Raw genomic sequence first — 16,576 nt, 5'->3', positions numbered from 1 at the left:
GGACGAACTAAGCTGGTTCACTGATTCATTCATATGAAAGGCTGATATCTGTGGATTTGCTGATCCCTCTTGCGCTTGCCGCGCTGCTGATCTTTTTCCTGTTCAATTCTCGGCGTAAGCAGAAGGCGCGTGCGGAGCAGATCAAATCGGGCCTCGTGCCCGGCGCGACCGTGATGACGACCTTCGGTGTCTTCGGCACCGTGCTCTCCATCGACGAAGAGAACAACCAGGTGACCATCGAGTCGGGTCCCGGCACGGTGCTGCGCGTCCACCGCCAGGCCATCGGTCAGATCGAGAACAACCAGGCCGCAGCGCCCGTCGACGCTCCCGGTGCCGCAGTTCCCGCCGCCGATGTCGATGCCGACGCAGCCGACGAGAAGCCGGCCATCACCGACGCCGAGCTCGACGCCATGAACGAACGCAAACGCGCCGAGAAGGACACCACGGACGACGCATCTGACGACGTCATCGAGGATGAGTCCCCTGCGAAGACCGAGGACGCCGACGCCGAGGCAGTCGCTGAGACCGAGGACGTCGACACCGAGGCTGCCGCTGAGACCGATGCCGACTCCGCCGCTGCGGACTCCACGGACCCGACTGATTCGGATTCCGACAAGAAGAACTGATCCGGTCTCGCACTCTTCTCCCGACTGAAAGCTGAAACGTGTCCGATATCGAAGAAAAACCACGCCCTGGTTTGCGCTTCCTGTGGCTGACCATCATCACTCTGGTGCTGGCCGCAATCATCGCCGGCGGTGTCATCTGGTCGAATGCCACGATGACTCCGAAGCTCGCGCTCGACCTCGAGGGCGGAACGTCGATCATTCTGGAACCACAGGTGTCCAAGGGCACGGACATCAGCAAGGAGCAGCTCGATCAGGCCGTGGCGATCATCCGCCAGCGCGTCGACTCGACCGGTGTCTCCGAAGCAGAGATCACGACGCAGGGCGACCGCAACATCGTCGTGAATCTGCCGGGCAACCCCGACGAGGAAACCCGAAACCTCGTCCGCTCGTCTGCTCAGCTCGTCTTCCGTCGTGTGGCGCTGGTCGGTGACCCGCGTTCGCACGAGCAGATCCAGAAAGAGCAGGAGAAGAGCGGCGAGGAATCGGGTGGCGATGACGGGCTGAGCGACGAAGAGCGCAAACGCCTCGAGGACCTCACCGGTGCCGACTCGCAAGGCGACGGACAAAGCGAGGACCAGGCTCCTTCCGGCGGCGGCGATGTCGTCAATGCCGGCGGCGAGGCGAAGAAGACGGACGAGTCCTCTCAGAAGACGACGTCCTCGGAGTCGGAGACCAAGGACGCGGAGAAGTCCGGAGAAGGCAGCGGATCGAGCGACAGCACGAAGGTCACCGACTCGACGCCTCGGCCGCTCTTCGATCCGGAGAAGGACGCCTCCGAATGGCAGTCCGACAAGATCATCAAGGAGTACACCGAGCTCGACTGCACGAACAAGAAGAACCGGACGGGCGGCCAACAGCAGCCCTCGGACGAACCTGTCGTCTCGTGCTCCGAGGACGGACAGGCGAAGTACATCCTCGGCCCCGTCGAACTCTCCGGCGATCACCTCGCCGATGCCAGTGCCGGCTATGCCGCAGGAGCCAACGGCGTGCAGACCAACAACCCTGCCGTCAATCTCTCCTTCGACTCCACCGGTCGTGAGATCTTCAAGCAGATCACCTCGGACATCACCGGCAAACAGCAGCCCTACAACCAGTTCGCGATCGAACTCGACGGTCTCGTGCTGTCGGCTCCGTCCTCGAACGCGGTGATCAACGACGGCAACGCCCAGATCACCGGCGACTTCTCCCTCGACGAGGCACAGACTCTGGCCAATCAGCTCAAGAACGGCTCGCTGCCGCTGAGCTTCCAGGTCCAGAGCGAGGATCAGATCTCGCCGACCCTGGGATCGAACTACCTCAAGATCGGTCTGCTCACCGGCCTGGTCGGACTCCTCCTCGTCGTCGTCTACTCGCTGCTGCAGTACCGGGTGCTCGGCCTCGTCACCGTCTCGAGCCTCGTCGTCGCCGGTGTGCTCACCTACCTGCTGCTGCTCTTGGCATCGTGGCGATACGGGTACCGACTGTCCCTGGCCGGTGTCGCCGGTATCATCATCGGAATCGGCATGGCGGCAGACTCGTTCATCGTCTACTTCGAACGTGTCCGAGACGAACTGCGCAGCGGTCGCAATCTGCTCTCCGCGGTCGAGGTCGGCTGGGACCGTGCCAAGCGCACGATCTACGCCTCGAAGGCAGTGAACATGCTCGCCGCGGTGATTCTCTACATCCTGGCCGTCGGCTCGGTGCGAGGCTTCGCCTTCACCCTGGGTCTGACCGTGATCATCGACGTGCTCATCGTCTTCCTGTTCACCCACCCGATGCTGCAGTTCCTGGCCCGCACGAAGTTCTTCGGCGAGGGCCACCCGATGTCCGGAATGGATCCGCGTCTGCTCGGAGTCAAACCCGCCGCCTACCGCGGAGCGCTCAACCTGTCCATCGACGACAAGGACAAGACGCCCGAGGCCAAGCGGCGCGAGAAGGCACGGATGCGCAAGGCCGGGATGAGCACCGACGACAGCTCCGATACGACCGCCGCGGGAGCAGCTGTGTCCGAGTCGGCGGAAACCACGACGAAGCCCAAGGCAGACAAAGCCGCGACCGGCAAGGCCACGAAGTCGAAGAGCACGAAAGCGGCGAAGTCCGCTGCTGCGACGGGCGGAATGACCATCGCCGAGCGAAAGGCTGCGGCCCGACGGGCCGAGGAAGACGATGCCGTCACAGACTCGACGGCTGACGACGGCAAGGAGGCTGACAAGTGAAACGATTCTTTGCCTGGGGCAACCGCCTGCACAGCGGCGAATCATCGATCCCCTTCGTCGGCAAGGCGAAGCTGTGGCTGGCCATCTCCGGACTCCTCGTCCTCCTGTCCCTGCTCGTTCCGCTCATCTTCGGCTTCAACTTCGGCATCGCCTTCAAAGGCGGTTCGCAGTTCCAGGTCGACCATGTCAGCGATACCTCGGCCGCCAAGGGCGAAGGCATCATCACCGATGTCGTGTCCGGGGCCGAGCCGCGCCTGACGCCGACCAGTGACACGGCCGTCCAGATCGAGACGAACCAGCTGACCGACCCGCAGATGCAGGAAGTCCGAGACGCCCTCGTCTCCGGCTACGACGTGAAGGTCGAAGACGTCACCTCGACGTTCGTCGGTCCCGAATGGGGTCAGGACGTGACGTCGAAGATGATCCGCGCACTGGTCATCTTCGTGGCCATCGCCCTCGTCGTCATGGCCCTGTACTTCCGCACCTGGAAGATGTCGCTCGCGGCGATCGTCGGCCTCTTCGTCGTGATGATCGTGACGATGGGCATCTACTCGGCCACCGGCTTCGAAGTCACGCCGGAGGCCATCATCGGCTTCCTCACCGTGCTCAGCTTCTCGCTCTATGACACGGTGGTGGTCTTCGACAAGATCCGAGAGAACACGACGAGATTCGAGGAGAAGCGGAACCTCAAGTTCTCCGAACTCGTCAACCTCGGCGTGAATCAGACGACCGTGCGCTCGATCAACACCTCAGTGGTGTCGGTGCTTCCGATCGCCTCGATCCTCTTCATCGGCGTGTTCCTGCTCGGCGCGGGAACACTCGTCGATATCTCGCTGTCCCTGTTCATCGGTACTATAGTGGCAGCCGCTTCGACGCTGTTCGTCGCGAGCCCCCTCTACGCCCTCCTCCGGGCAAATGAACCGGCGGTCAAGGCGCAGGAGGAAGCCGTGCGTGAACTACGCTTGAAGGATGGGGGAGCAGACGTCCCACCGGTGACTCACGCCGAAGTCTGATTCCCGAGAGAGGAGATGTTGTGGCTTCGTCCGCTGATTCGCGCCGTCCGCGAGGCATCTCCCGCTTAGCCTGGTGGGCGGCCAGGGCGCAGAACAATCCTGGCTACCCGCGAGTGCTCGGCCCGATGATCCGGGCCCTGCAGTCGAACCATCCGAAGGCGGACATCGACCTCGTCGTCAGGGCCTACAAGGTCGCCGAGGAGGCCCACCGAGGGCAGACCCGCAAGTCCGGTGATGCCTATATCACCCACCCCATCGCGGTGGCGACGATCCTTGCGGAGATCGGCATGCTGCCGGTCACGCTGGCCGCCGCTCTGCTGCACGACACCGTCGAAGACACCTCGTACTCGCTCGACGAACTCACCGAGGAATTCGGCTCCGAAGTCGCGGCCATGGTCGACGGGGTGACGAAGCTCGACAAGCTCACGTACGGGCAGGCCGCGCAGTCCGAGACCGTGCGCAAGATGATCGTGGCGATGGCCAAGGACATCCGCGTCCTCGTCATCAAGCTCGCAGACCGCCTGCACAATGCGCGCACCTGGCGCTTCGTGCCCGCCTCGTCAAGCACGAAGAAGGCTCGCGAGACCCTCGACATCTTCGCCCCGCTGGCACACCGGCTGGGGATGAACACGATCAAATGGGAACTCGAAGACCTATCCTTCCAGGTCCTCCATCCGAAGGTCTACGACGAAGTGGTCCGGCTCGTCGCGGATCGGGCTCCCGAGCGTGAGAAGTATCTGGCCACGGTCTCCGAAGAGCTGCAGGGCGTACTCAAGGAATCCGGAATCGACGCCTCCATCACGGGGCGCCCCAAGCACTACTACTCGATCTATCAGAAGATGGTCGTCCGCGGCCACGAGTTCGCCGACATCTACGATCTCGTCGGAGTCCGTGTCCTCGTCGAATCCGTACGCGAATGCTATGCCACCCTCGGCATCGTCCACGCCCGCTGGAATCCTGTTCCCGGACGGTTCAAGGACTATATCGCGATGCCGAAGTACAACATGTACCAGAGTCTGCACACCACGGTGATCGGACCGGCCGGCAAGCCCGTCGAGATCCAGATCCGGACTCACGAGATGGACCGCCGTGCAGAATTCGGCGTCGCCGCTCACTGGAAGTACAAGGATCTGAACAAGTCGTCGAAGGCCGTGACCTCGAATACCGCGCGGTCGGTGAAGGTCTCCGACGCCGGTGAGGTCGACGACGCCGCCTGGCTGCGACAGCTTCTGGACTGGCAGCGAGAGGTCTCCGACCCCGACGAATTCCTCGACAGCCTCCGCTACGAGGTGAACTCGAAGGAAGTCTACGTCTTCACTCCCAAGGGCGAGGTGATGAGCCTGCCGTCGGGAGCCACCCCCATCGACTTCGCCTACGCCGTGCACACCGAGGTCGGGCACAAGACCATGGGCGCCCGCGTCAACGGTCGCCTCGTCGCTTTGGACACGGAGCTGAAGAACGGCGACTCCGTCGAGGTCTTCACTTCGAAGGACGAGAACGCCGGCCCCAGCCGCGACTGGCTCGGCTTCGTCAAGAGCCCGCGTGCCCGCAGCAAGATCCGGCAGTGGTTCTCGAAGGAGCGCCGCGAAGAGGCGATCGAGAACGGTCGCGAACAGCTCGCCCGGGCGATGCGCCGCCATTCGATCTCCGCCGCGTCGCTGATGAGCCAGGAGGCCCTTCAAGTCGTCGCCACGGAGATGCGTCTGCCCGATGTCAGCGCCCTCTACGCCGCGATCGGCAACGGCGTGTCTTCGGCTCAACATGTCGTTGATCTGCTGGCCAAGGAAGTCGGTGAGGACGACGAGTCGGTCGTGCTTCCGCCGGAGCCGCGCAACCGCACCGGCCAGTCCTCAGGGCACCATTCCTCGTCCGAAGGCGTCATCGTCAAAGGCGTCGACGATGTGCTCGTCAAACTGGCTCGCTGCTGCACCCCGGTGCCGGGAGACGAGATCCTCGGTTTCGTCACCCGCGGGTCGGGGGTCTCCGTGCATCGCGTCGACTGCCCGAACGTCACCTCGCTCAAACGTGAACCCGAACGCATGGTCGAGGTCTCGTGGGGTGAGAAGACGAGCGGAATCTACCTTGTCCAGATTCAGGTCGAGGCCCTCGATCGTGCCGGTCTGCTCTCCGATATCACCAAGGTGCTCACCGAGACCCATGTGAACATCCTGTCGGCGTCGGTCGGCACCTCCCGGGCTCGCGTGGCGCAATCGAAGTTCGTCTTCGAGATGAGCGACGCCAGCCATCTCGACACTGTTCTCTCGGCCGTGCGCAAAGTCGAAGGCGTCTTCGACGTCTACCGCATCTCCGGCGGCTGATCCTCCCTGTCCAGCGCCGCGCGCATCTGGGCGACGAACGGTCGACGGGCCACCTCGGTGAGGTAATCCCGGAGACGCTGACGCAGACCGTTGGGGATCTCTGCGATGATGCCCTTGAGCGCCCGCGGCGACTCCGCGGACCAGTTCCGGAAATGCGGGAAGAGCAGATCGTAGAGCGTGCGTTCCTCCGTGGTGATCGGCAGCTCGTCGATGAGGCACCAATCATCCTGCGCCAGATTCGTCTCGTGGACGTCGAACCCGTCATCGGCGATCCACCGGCGCCTGGGCAGCGTGATGAAGCTCAGCGGAGCGGGAGCCCTGCCGAGTCCGCGGTGCACCCACCAGGCGCTGTCGTGGGAGAGCGCGAGTCCGGGCGGGATGAGCGAATGCAGGGCGGCCATCCGCTCAGTGGGGGAGAGGATCGCACCCTTGCGCACCCAGGTCGATTCGGTCAGTCGGATGAGCAGGCCGTCGAGGGTGAGCTCGGTGAGCTGCTCGTACCCGAAGTCCCGCAGATGAAACAACGCCTCCATACCCGAACTATCGTCGGATGTGGAGGCGTTGACAAGACTTCGGTGAGCGCCTGTGGACAGGTGCTGACTCGAACGTCAGAAGCTGTGGACGAGTGCCTCAGCGTCAGCCGAGCACTGCGGTCTCAGTCGAGTTCTGCGGCGGTCTGGGCGAGCTGATCCCGCCAGGCGCGGCGAGCGTCGAGAGCTTCCTGCGCTTCGGCGACGGACTTCTCATCGCCGCCGGCCTTCGCGGCCTCGAGCTTCTTCTCGAGGTCGACGATAGACTCGTCGAGCTGACTCAGCGCTCCCGAGGTGCGGGCCTTCGTCTCAGGGTTGCTGCGCTGCCACGCGGCTTCCTCGGCATCGGCGAGCGCGCGTTCGACATCGCGCAGACCGTTCTCCATCCGCGAGACATCGGCGCGAGGGACCTTGCCGGCTTCCTCCCACTGGTCCTGGATGGTGCGCAGCTCGCGCTTGGCCGCCACCGGGTCGGTGATCGGGAGCAGCGCCTGAGCCTTCTTCAGCAGCTCCTCCTTGACGACGAGGTTGCCCTTGAATTCCTCGTCCAGAGCGGCATTCTCGGCATCACGGGCAGAGAAGAACACGTCCTGTGCTGCACGGAACCGTGCCCACAGTGCATCATCGTCCTTCCGCGAAGCACGCGGGGCGCGCTTCCACTGGCTCATCAGGTCCTTGTACTTCTGCGACACGGTGCGGAAATCGGTCGAGGCCGACAGCGACTCCGCCTCGGCGACGATCTTCTCCTTGATCCGCTTGCCCTCGGCATTGACCTTGTCGAGCTCGGCGAAGAACTCTTTGCGCATGTGCTCGAAGGTGTTCCGAGCCTGTGAGAACCGACCCCAGAGCTCCTGATCGACGGCACGCGGCAGACGGGGTCCGCTGCGCTGCATGTCCTTCCACTGGGCGAAGAGCTCGCGCAGACGCGCGCCTGACTGCTTCCACTGGATCTTCGACGGATCCTGCTTGGCCAGAGTCTCGGCCTCGACGACGAGAGCCTCACGATCCTCGGCGGCGGCGAGTTTCGCGGCCTGCGCCCGGGCCGCCTGACGGGACTCCGTGGCCTCGGCATCTGAGATGAGGGTGTCGAGAGTGGCGCTCAGTCCCTTGAGATCGCCGACGACGTTGGCTTCCGGCAGCGTTTCCTGCAGCGTCTTCGCCGCAGACACGACCTCACGGCCGGGAGCGCCGGCGGAGAGACGATTGCGCAGCAGGACCGCGCTCTCGGCGAGTTCGACGTACTTCTTCGCGAAGTACTCGAGCGCCTCCTCGGGAGTGGCGTCCGGGTACTGACCGACGGCACGTTCGCCCTCCGGAGTGGTGACGAACACATTGCCGTCCGAATCGGCACGACCATGTGTCACCGCGCGAGCCACCTCGGCGTCGTGGTCGATATGGCTGGCATTGACCACCTGTGCCGCCTGCGGACGCGGCAGCGACGACGGACGGGGGGTCGGCTTCGGTGTCGGGGTCGACATGGTTCTCACCTTGTTTCCATCGGTCGAACCGGCAGGTCATTCCACCCGCCGATCACTCGATTGTGGGATAGACGTTATCCCAGCATAACCATCGGCGGACGTGTAGATAGACTTTGCACATGGATGTGTTCTCGACCAACGCCGAATTCCTCGACGTCAACTGCTATGCCGTGCGCGCAGACGGCTCCAGCGACTGCATTCTCATCGACTCCGGATACGACTGCGCCCCAGGCCTCGAGAAGCTGCTGAGCGACGAGGGACTCGAACCTCAGGCGATCTTCCTCACCCACGGCCACCCCGACCATATTCTGGGCCTGACCAACGTGCTCGCCCGCTGGAACGTGCCCGTCCACCTCGGCGCCGCCGACCGGTACCGCCTGGATTCGCCTGCCACAACGCTCAACCCGCAGTTCGCGGCAATGCTGGCCCCGCTCGTCGCAGACTGGAACGCCCCGGCAGCCACTGACATCGACGACGGGCAGAGCCTCGAGATCGCCGGACTCAGCATCACCGCAGTCTCCGCACCCGGGCACACGGAAGGTTCCATGCTGCTGCGAGTGAAGGACGGGGACGAGGAAGTCATCTTCACCGGTGACGTCGTCTTCGCCGGAGCCATCGGCCGCGTCGACCTGCCCGGGGGAGACCCTCAGGCGATGGCCGAATCCCTGCGAACCTTCGCGACACTGCCGGACGTGCCGATCTATCCTGGACACGGCCCGGCATCTCGCGTGAGCGCAGAACTCGCGACGAATCCGTTCTTCTGAGGACTGAGCGACCGAAGTCTCGGGTCTTCCTGCCTGAGGCGGCCGCGCAATCCCGGACGACACCACACCATTCAGACCCCACCCGATACACACCACATGACCCCGCGGCGCCGTACGGCACCGCATCCGCACCGAAAGCAAGGAGCACCATGGCGAAGTCAGCCCGTCTGTCCGGATTCCCGGAACGACTCCCGGCCGAGCGCGTGATCGAGAAGACCATCATCGACACCCTCGAACACACCTTCGCCCTGCACGGGTTCTCCGCGCTCAACCACCGCGCCGTCGAACCGATCAGCCAGCTGGCCAAGGACGGCGAGATCGACAAGGAGATCTTCGCGGTCTCCCGCCTCCACTCCGAGGGCACCGAACGCAACCCGCTGGGACTCCACTTCGACCTCACGGTGCCCCTGGCCCGCTATATCGCAGACAATGCGAACGAACTGAGCTTCCCGTTCAAGGCCGCTCGCGTCCAGCCCGTCTGGCGCGGCGAACGGCCGCAGGCCGGTCGCTACCGTGAGTTCATCCAGGCCGATATCGACGTCATCGCCGATGGGGACCTGCCCGGACACTTCGAGGTCGAGATCCCCCTGGCAGTGGCCGATGCGTTCTCCCGGCTCGCCCCGCTCGGCGTGCCCGGAATCAAGATCGTCGTCAACGACCGCAGGCTGCTCGAAGGCTTCGCCCGCGGAATCGGGCTGACGAACATCCAAGCCGTGCTGCGCTGCCTCGACAAATACGACAAGATCGGCCCCGACGAAGTGGCGAAGCTGCTGGCTGCCGAGGCCGGCGCCGATGAGGAGCAGCAGCGCCTGTGCCTGGAGCTGGCAGCCATCGAATCCGACTCCCCGGACTTCGCCGACGAGGTGCGCGCCCTCGGCGTCGACCACCCCCTGCTCGAAGCCGGACTCGAATCGCTGACGACGCTGCTGCGAGCCGCAGCCGTTCGCGCACCCGGAGTCGTCGTCGCCCAGCTCAAGATCGCCCGCGGCCTCGACTACTACACGGGCGCGGTCTACGAGACCCAGCTGATCGGCCACGAAGAGCTCGGTTCCGTATCCTCCGGCGGGCGCTACGACTCGCTGGTGACCGTGGGGAAGAAGAACTATCCCGGGGTGGGCATGTCCATCGGCGTCTCCCGCCTGATGGCGTTCATCCTCGGCGAGACTTCGGAGGTCCGCGCCACCCGCGGTACCCCCTCGGCCGTCGTCATCGCCGTCACCGAGGAGGCCCGACGGGCTGACGCCGACGCCGTGGCCGCGACGCTGAGGTCCCGGGACATTCCGTGCGAAGTCTCGCCGAACGCTGCGAAGTTCGGCAAGCAGATCCGCTACGCGGAACGCCGCGACATCCCGTTCGTCTGGTTCACCGACGGTGAGTCCGGCCACGAGGTCAAGGACATCCGCTCGGGAGAGCAGACCACGGCCGACCCGGACACATGGACGCCCGCGGAAGACGACCTCTGGCCCCGCGTGTACCGGAGCTGAGCGCGGGGCGACTATCATTGTTCAGGCGCTAGACCACAACATCACAAAGGAGCCCTAGGTGCTGCGAAGCCACGAAGCCGGAAGCCTGCGAGCCGCGAACGCAGGAGAAACCGTCACCCTCACCGGGTGGGTCGATCGTCGTCGCGATCACGGAGGGGTGGCCTTCATCGATCTGCGCGACGCTTCGGGAATCGTGCAGGTCGTCGTCCGTGAGGACGATGCCCACCAGCTGCGCAACGAAACCGTCGTCAAGGCCACCGGCACCGTCTCGGTGCGCCCCGAGGGCAATACGAACCCGAACCTGCCCACCGGCGAGATCGAGATCATCGACACCACCGTCGAGGTGCTCTCCGAAGCAGCGGCCCTGCCGTTCCAGGTCTCCGACCATGCCGAGGACTCCGGCGCCGTGGGCGAAGAGACCCGTCTGCGCTACCGCTACCTCGACCTGCGCCGTTCGGGCCCGGCCAAGACGATCCGTCTGCGCTCCGATGTCAACAAGGCCGCACGGTCGGTCCTCGACGCCCACAGCTTCGTCGAGGTCGAGACTCCGACCCTGACGAAGTCGACTCCGGAAGGTGCCCGCGACTTCCTCGTCCCGGCCCGCCTCAAGCCCGGCTCCTGGTATGCCCTGCCGCAGTCGCCGCAGCTGTTCAAGCAGCTGCTTCAGGTCGCCGGCATGGAACGCTACTACCAGATCGCCCGCTGCTACCGCGACGAGGACTTCCGCGCCGACCGTCAGCCGGAGTTCACCCAGCTCGACATCGAAGCCTCCTTCGTCGAGCAGGAGGACATCATCGCTCTGGCCGAAGAGATCCTCACCGCACTGTGGAAGCTCATCGGCTACGACATCGCCACGCCGATCCCGCACATCACCTACCACGAGGCGATGGAGCGCTACGGTTCGGACAAGCCGGACCTGCGCTTCGGCCTCGAGCTGCACAACCTCACCGAATTCTTCCAGGACACCCCGTTCCGCGTCTTCCAGTCGCCCTATGTCGGCTCCGTCGTCTACCCCGGCGGCGGCTCGCTGCCCAGGCGTCAACTCGACGGCTGGCAGGACTGGGCCAAGCAGCGCGGGGCGAAGGGCCTGGCCTATGTGCTCATCGGCGAAGACGGAACCCTGTCCGGTCCGGTGGCCAAGAACATCTCCGAGGAGGAGAAGGCGGGACTCGCCGAGGCGGCCGGTGCGCAGCCGGGCGACGCGATCTTCTTCGCCGCAGGTGATGCGAACTCCTCCCGTGCCCTCCTCGGTGCCGCCCGCAATGAGATCGCCGAACGCACGGGTCTCATCAAGGACGGAGACTGGGCCTTCGTATGGGTCGTCGACGCACCTCTGTTCGAATCGGCCGCCGAAGCGCAGGCCGCTGGAGACGTGGCCATCGGCGGCGGACAGTGGACGGCCGTCCACCACGCCTTCACCGCTCCGAAGCCCGAATTCCTCGACTCCCTCGAAGAGGACCCGGGCGCGGCACTGGCCTACGCCTACGACATCGTCTGCAACGGCAATGAGATCGGCGGCGGCTCGATCCGCATCCACCGCAAGGACGTTCAGGAACGCGTCTTCAAGATCATGGGCATCTCCGCCGAAGAAGCCGAGGAGAAGTTCGGCTTCCTCCTCGAAGCCTTCAAGTTCGGCGCACCCCCGCACGGCGGCATCGCCTTCGGCTGGGACCGCATCGTGTCCCTGCTGGCCGGCGTCGACTCGATCCGTGAGGTCATCGCCTTCCCGAAGTCCGGCGGCGGTTTCGATCCGCTGACCCAGGCACCGGCCCCGATCACCGACGCCCAGCGCGCCGAGGCCGGAGTCGACTTCGAACCGGAAGACGACGACGCCGAGGCCTGATGAGCCAAGAACCCAATCTGTTCTCCGACGGCCCGGACCAGGATTCCCCTGGTCCGGGCTTCGCCGGTTCCTCCGGGACCTCCTCGGGCCGGGCCCTGGACCCGCTTGCGGTGCGGATGCGTCCCCGGACCTTGGACGAGGTCGTCGGCCAGGAGCACCTGACCTTCCCCGGGTCCCCGCTCAACCAACTCGTCGAAGCCAGCGGGGGAGACCGGGCGGGAGCCTCCTCGGTGATCCTGTGGGGTCCGCCCGGAGTCGGAAAGACCACGCTGGCCCATGTCATCTCCCACGCCCCGGGCCGCACCTTCGTCGAGCTCTCCGCTATCACCGCGGGCGTCAAGGACGTGCGCCAGGTGATCGAGAGCGCCCGCCGCGAACGGGAGATGTACGGACGGACCACCGTTCTCTTCCTCGACGAGATCCACCGGTTCTCGAAAGCTCAGCAGGATGCCCTGCTGCCGGCGGTGGAGAACCGGCTCGTCGTGCTCGTGGCCGCCACCACGGAGAACCCGTCGTTCTCCGTCATCTCACCCCTGCTGTCGCGGTCGCTCATGCTCACGCTGCGTCCGCTCGACGACGAGGCGGTCGGCAATCTGCTCGATCGTGCCGTCGAATCCGATCGCGGCTTGGCTGGTCAGTTCACCCTCACCGAGGAGGCCCGGAACTTCATCGTCCGCATCGCCGGAGCCGACGCCCGCCGTTCACTGACCGTCCTCGAAGCCGCCGCCGGAATCGCCGCCGCGCAGTCGGAGGAGGAGGGCGACGAACCGATCGCGATCACCGAATCGGCCTGCGCCGAGGCGAGCAGCGAAACCGTTCTGCGCTACGACAAGAACGGTGACCAGCACTACGACGTGGTCTCCGCGTTCATCAAATCCATCCGCGGATCCGATGTCGACGCGGCTCTGCACTATCTCGCGCGGATGATCGTCGCCGGTGAGGACCCGCGCTTCATCGCCCGTCGCGTCGTCATCTCTGCGGCCGAGGACATCGGCATGGCCGACCCGCAGGCGCTGCCGATCGCCGTGGCCGCCTCGACCGCGGTGCAGAACATCGGCATGCCCGAAGGGCGGATCCCCCTCGCGGAGGCGGTCACCTACCTCGCGCTGGCCCCGAAGTCGAACGCGAGCTACCGCGCCCTGGACGCCGCGATCGCCGATGTGAAGAACGGACTCGCCGGAGAGGTGCCGATGCATCTGCGCGACGCCCACTATCCGGGGGCCAAAGAGCTCGGCCACGGTGAGGGCTACAAATACTCGCACGACTATCCGCACGGGGTCGCCGATCAGGAGTACCTGCCGGAGTCGCTGCGAGGCAAGCGCTACTACTCTCCGACTGGCAACGGAATGGAACGCAGCATGGCTGAGAGGCTCGAGAACCTCAGGCGGCTTCTGCGACCCTGATAGCTTTGGAGCAGACGCGGTGAGGGGCAGAGACGTCGCCGGCGGCGCTGATCGAGGAGGACGGCATGGCAGACATCGTCATCACGATCGCCGCCGCACTGGCGCTGGGACTCATCGCCCATGAACTGCGCATCCCGCCGCTCGTCGGATTCCTCGCGGCCGGATTCCTCCTGCACGTCTTCGGCTTCACCGCCTTCGCGGGACTGCAGCAGGTATCGGACATCGGAGTCGTCCTGCTGCTGTTCACGATCGGACTGAAATTCGATCTGCGCTCCCTGCTCCAACCCGAAGCCCACGGCACCGCTGCGCTGCACATGACCACGGTGGTCCTCCTCGGTGCCGGGACGATCGGAGCTGCCGCAGCCATCGGCATCGTCAGCGTCGGCGGGGGACTGGGCACCTTGGCGCTGCTCGGCTTCGCCCTCTCGTTCTCCTCCACGGTGCTCGTAGTCAAAGTGCTCGAAGACCGCTCCGACGACGGGGCCTACTACGGGCAGATCGCCATTGCGATCCTCGTCCTCCAGGACCTCGCCGCGGTCGCCTTCATCACGATCGCAGGCGAAGAGCCGCCGAGCCCCTGGGCGTTCGCGCTCGTCCTGATCGTTCCCGTGGTCTGGGTGCTGCGACGGCTCCTCGACCGAGTCGGACGCGGTGAGCTGCTCGTCCTCTTCGGCGTCGTCATGGCCTTGGGGCCCGGTTATGTCGCCTTCGAATCAGTCGGCATTCACGGCGACCTCGGAGCCCTGGTGCTCGGACTTCTCTTCTCCACCCATCCGCGAGCCGTGGAGCTGTCGAAGTCGCTGTTCAGCGTCAAAGAGCTCTTCCTCGTCGGGTTCTTCGTCGTCATCGGACTCCAAGCGGTCCCCACCTGGTCGGATCTGCTCATGGCGCTGGCCCTGTGCGTCGTCCTGCTGCCGTTCAACTTCGCGAGCTTCTACCTCATGGGTCGACTCTTCGGCCTGCGCAACCGCACCAGCGTGCGCACCAGCCTGGCCCTGAGCAACTTCTCCGAATTCGCGCTCATCGTCGTCGCAGTCGGAGTCGACAATGGTCTCTTCCGGGACAACTGGCTGACCATCACCGCCCTCGCCGTGGCACTGGGGATGATCTGCTCCTCCCTGGCGAACGCCTACAGCCTTCAGATCGTCGCGAAGCTCGACGCGATCCTGCCTGACGAGAACGAAAGCCGGCTGCGGGCCAACGATCGGCCGCTCGACACCGGAGATGCGGAAGTCGTCGTCCTCGGCATGGGCCGCATCGGTCGCGGAGCCTACGAGCGCTTCGTCGAACGCGGCGACCGCAGCGTCATCGGCATCGACAACGACCACACAGTCATCGAAGCACTGCACGCCGACGAGTTCACAGTGCTCGAAGGCGACGCCACCGACCACGAATTCTGGCACCGTCTCGTCGTCGGCGGCAGCGCCCGCACCGTCGTTCTCGCCATGGCGCTGCACGACTCGAACACCTTCGCTCTCGAACAGCTGCGCATTGCCGGCTTCCCCGGGACCATCGCCGCGGTCGTCCAACGCCCCGATCAGGCCGAGCACTTCGCCCGTGCCGGGGTCCACGCGGTGATCAATATCTACAGCGGGTCCGGAGCGGCCGTGGCCGATGCCGCCATCGACAGCCACGAAGACGGCTGTCGGAAGTGACAGCGGGCGGCCGGCAGTGACAACAGCGGTGCTGGCGGATCGGTCGGCCGGCAAGGGCGGACGGTTCGCCTCAGTCGGCAAGATCACAGCGGCGAGGCCGCCGATCGGCTTTGCGACGGGCGGTGTGCACCCGCTAAGATGGACAGCTGTTGTGCCTGCACCCTAAAGGCGGTCGGTGCGAGCGGATCTCGACGCTCAATCCCTCTTTCCCATCCGGGGAAACAACAGTCGCGTTCGGGGCGAGAACCGCAGAGGCCCTTCGTGACAGAACACATTGATGAAAGGTAATACAGTGCCAGCACCAGCACGTAATCGCCGCATGACGCGCCTCTCGCGCGCCCTCGGCATTGCTCTGACACCCAAGGCCGAGAAGTACTTCGAGCGTCGCCCGTACCCTCCAGGTGAGCACGGTCGCGCCCGTCGTCGCAACGACAGCGACTACTCGGTCCGCCTCAAGGAGAAGCAGCGTCTGCGCGCGCAGTACGGCATCCGTGAGGCCCAGATGCTCAAGACCTACAAGGAAGCCAACCGTCTGCCCGGTCTGACCGGTGAGACCATGGTCGAGCTCCTCGAATCGCGTCTCGACGCCCTCGTCCTGCGTTCGGGCTTCGCCCGCACCATGGCCCAGGCCCGTCAGTTCGTCGTCCACCGTCACATCACGGTCGACGGACAGCGCGTGGACCGTCCCTCCTTCCGCGTGAAGGAAGGCCAGACCATCCAGGTGCACGAGCGTTCGGCTTCGATGGATCCGTTCCAGGTCGCCGCCGCCGGTGGTCACAAGGACGTTCTGCCCGCGACGCCGGGATACCTCAACGTGAACCTCGAGGGCCTGCAGGCAACTCTGCTGCGCACCCCGAAGCGCGAAGAGGTCCCGATCACCTGTGACGTTCAGCTCGTCGTCGAGTTCTACTCGCGCTGATCCGCTGAACACAGCGCATCGCGCCACGGCGACTGCCCGGGACCGCACGGTTCCGGGCAGTCGTGCATTCACCCTGGCGAGTGTGCCTTCGCACTGGGCAGTCGTGCAGCGACCTCAAGCACGCCGGCGGCGCATCGCACCAGCCGCGGCGAAGGCTGTGTTGTCACATCCTCCTCTGAAATGACCACTTTCCTCCCTGGGCATTTCAGAGAGAGGTGTGCCGAACCGCCGGACAGGACCGGGAATGACTTGCCGACACGGGAGCGGTCTGCCGGGAGGCGCAAGCGCGGCCGACTCCGGGATCGAACTCCCCGGCACGCCGCGCCACATCGCATATTGCGGCGGAGC

12 protein-coding genes are annotated in these 16,576 nt (G+C 65.1%); 10 read left to right on the top strand and 2 right to left on the bottom strand.

The window, feature by feature from the left end:
• Positions 1 to 50 precede the first annotated feature (50 nt).
• The 4 genes from yajC to D3I60_RS12935 are packed head-to-tail and all read left to right on the top strand — an operon-like array spanning position 51 to position 6,152.
• On the top strand, positions 51 to 626 hold the full coding sequence (gene yajC, locus D3I60_RS12950; RefSeq protein WP_262776710.1) for a preprotein translocase subunit YajC: 576 nt from the start codon (positions 51 to 53) through the stop codon (positions 624 to 626).
• 38 nt (positions 627 to 664) lie between these two features.
• On the top strand, positions 665 to 2,821 hold the full coding sequence (gene secD / locus D3I60_RS12945; protein ID WP_262776709.1) for a protein translocase subunit SecD: 2,157 nt from the start codon (positions 665 to 667) through the stop codon (positions 2,819 to 2,821).
• Positions 2,818 to 3,834 carry a protein translocase subunit SecF gene (gene secF / locus D3I60_RS12940; protein ID WP_262776708.1) on the top strand — a complete coding sequence of 339 codons (1,017 nt, stop codon included), beginning with the start codon at positions 2,818 to 2,820 and terminating at the stop codon, positions 3,832 to 3,834. Before secD ends, secF begins: the two co-directional genes overlap by 4 nt.
• Positions 3,835 to 3,854: 20 nt before the next feature.
• Positions 3,855 to 6,152, top strand: a complete 2,298-nt coding sequence (locus D3I60_RS12935) for a RelA/SpoT family protein (RefSeq protein ID WP_346659570.1) — start codon at positions 3,855 to 3,857, stop codon at positions 6,150 to 6,152.
• Here D3I60_RS12935 and D3I60_RS12930 read toward each other — a convergent pair.
• Positions 6,131 to 6,685, bottom strand: a complete 555-nt coding sequence (locus D3I60_RS12930) for a hypothetical protein (protein WP_262776707.1) — start codon at positions 6,683 to 6,685, stop codon at positions 6,131 to 6,133. The two genes, D3I60_RS12935 and D3I60_RS12930, sit on opposite strands and share 22 nt — an antisense overlap.
• Before the next feature lie 122 nt (positions 6,686 to 6,807).
• Entirely contained in the window at positions 6,808 to 8,160 is a 1,353-nt protein-coding gene (locus D3I60_RS12925) for a DUF349 domain-containing protein (RefSeq protein ID WP_262776706.1), read from the bottom strand.
• Positions 8,161 to 8,279: 119 nt separating this feature from the next.
• Between D3I60_RS12925 and D3I60_RS12920 the strand changes: the two genes are divergently transcribed.
• The 6 genes from D3I60_RS12920 (at position 8,280) to rpsD (ending at position 16,228) form a co-directional block, all read left to right on the top strand.
• Complete coding sequence (locus D3I60_RS12920; RefSeq protein ID WP_262776705.1) at positions 8,280 to 8,924, top strand: MBL fold metallo-hydrolase; 645 nt, start codon at positions 8,280 to 8,282, stop codon at positions 8,922 to 8,924.
• A 149-nt stretch (positions 8,925 to 9,073) separates the two neighbouring features.
• Positions 9,074 to 10,408, top strand: coding sequence for a histidine--tRNA ligase (gene hisS / locus D3I60_RS12915; RefSeq protein WP_262776704.1), 1,335 nt, complete (start codon positions 9,074 to 9,076; stop codon positions 10,406 to 10,408).
• 58 nt (positions 10,409 to 10,466) lie between these two features.
• Positions 10,467 to 12,251: an aspartate--tRNA ligase gene (aspS, locus tag D3I60_RS12910; protein WP_262776703.1), complete on the top strand. Its 1,785-nt coding sequence runs from the start codon at positions 10,467 to 10,469 to the stop codon at positions 12,249 to 12,251.
• Entirely contained in the window at positions 12,251 to 13,654 is a 1,404-nt protein-coding gene (locus D3I60_RS12905) for a replication-associated recombination protein A (RefSeq protein ID WP_262776702.1), read from the top strand. The genes aspS and D3I60_RS12905 overlap by 1 nt, the downstream gene beginning before the upstream one ends.
• A gap of 65 nt (positions 13,655 to 13,719) precedes the next feature.
• Positions 13,720 to 15,309, top strand: coding sequence for a cation:proton antiporter family protein (locus D3I60_RS12900; RefSeq protein WP_262776701.1), 1,590 nt, complete (start codon positions 13,720 to 13,722; stop codon positions 15,307 to 15,309).
• Positions 15,310 to 15,586: 277 nt separating this feature from the next.
• On the top strand, positions 15,587 to 16,228 hold the full coding sequence (gene rpsD / locus D3I60_RS12895) for a 30S ribosomal protein S4 (protein WP_373270422.1): 642 nt from the start codon (positions 15,587 to 15,589) through the stop codon (positions 16,226 to 16,228).
• The last annotated feature ends 348 nt before the right edge of the window (positions 16,229 to 16,576 follow it).

The organism is Brevibacterium permense (assembly GCF_025506275.1).
In the GTDB taxonomy this organism is placed as follows: domain Bacteria; phylum Actinomycetota; class Actinomycetes; order Actinomycetales; family Brevibacteriaceae; genus Brevibacterium; species Brevibacterium permense_A.
The sequence above is the reverse complement of the archived record's forward strand: the minus strand, read 5'-3'. Positions and strand labels throughout refer to the sequence as shown.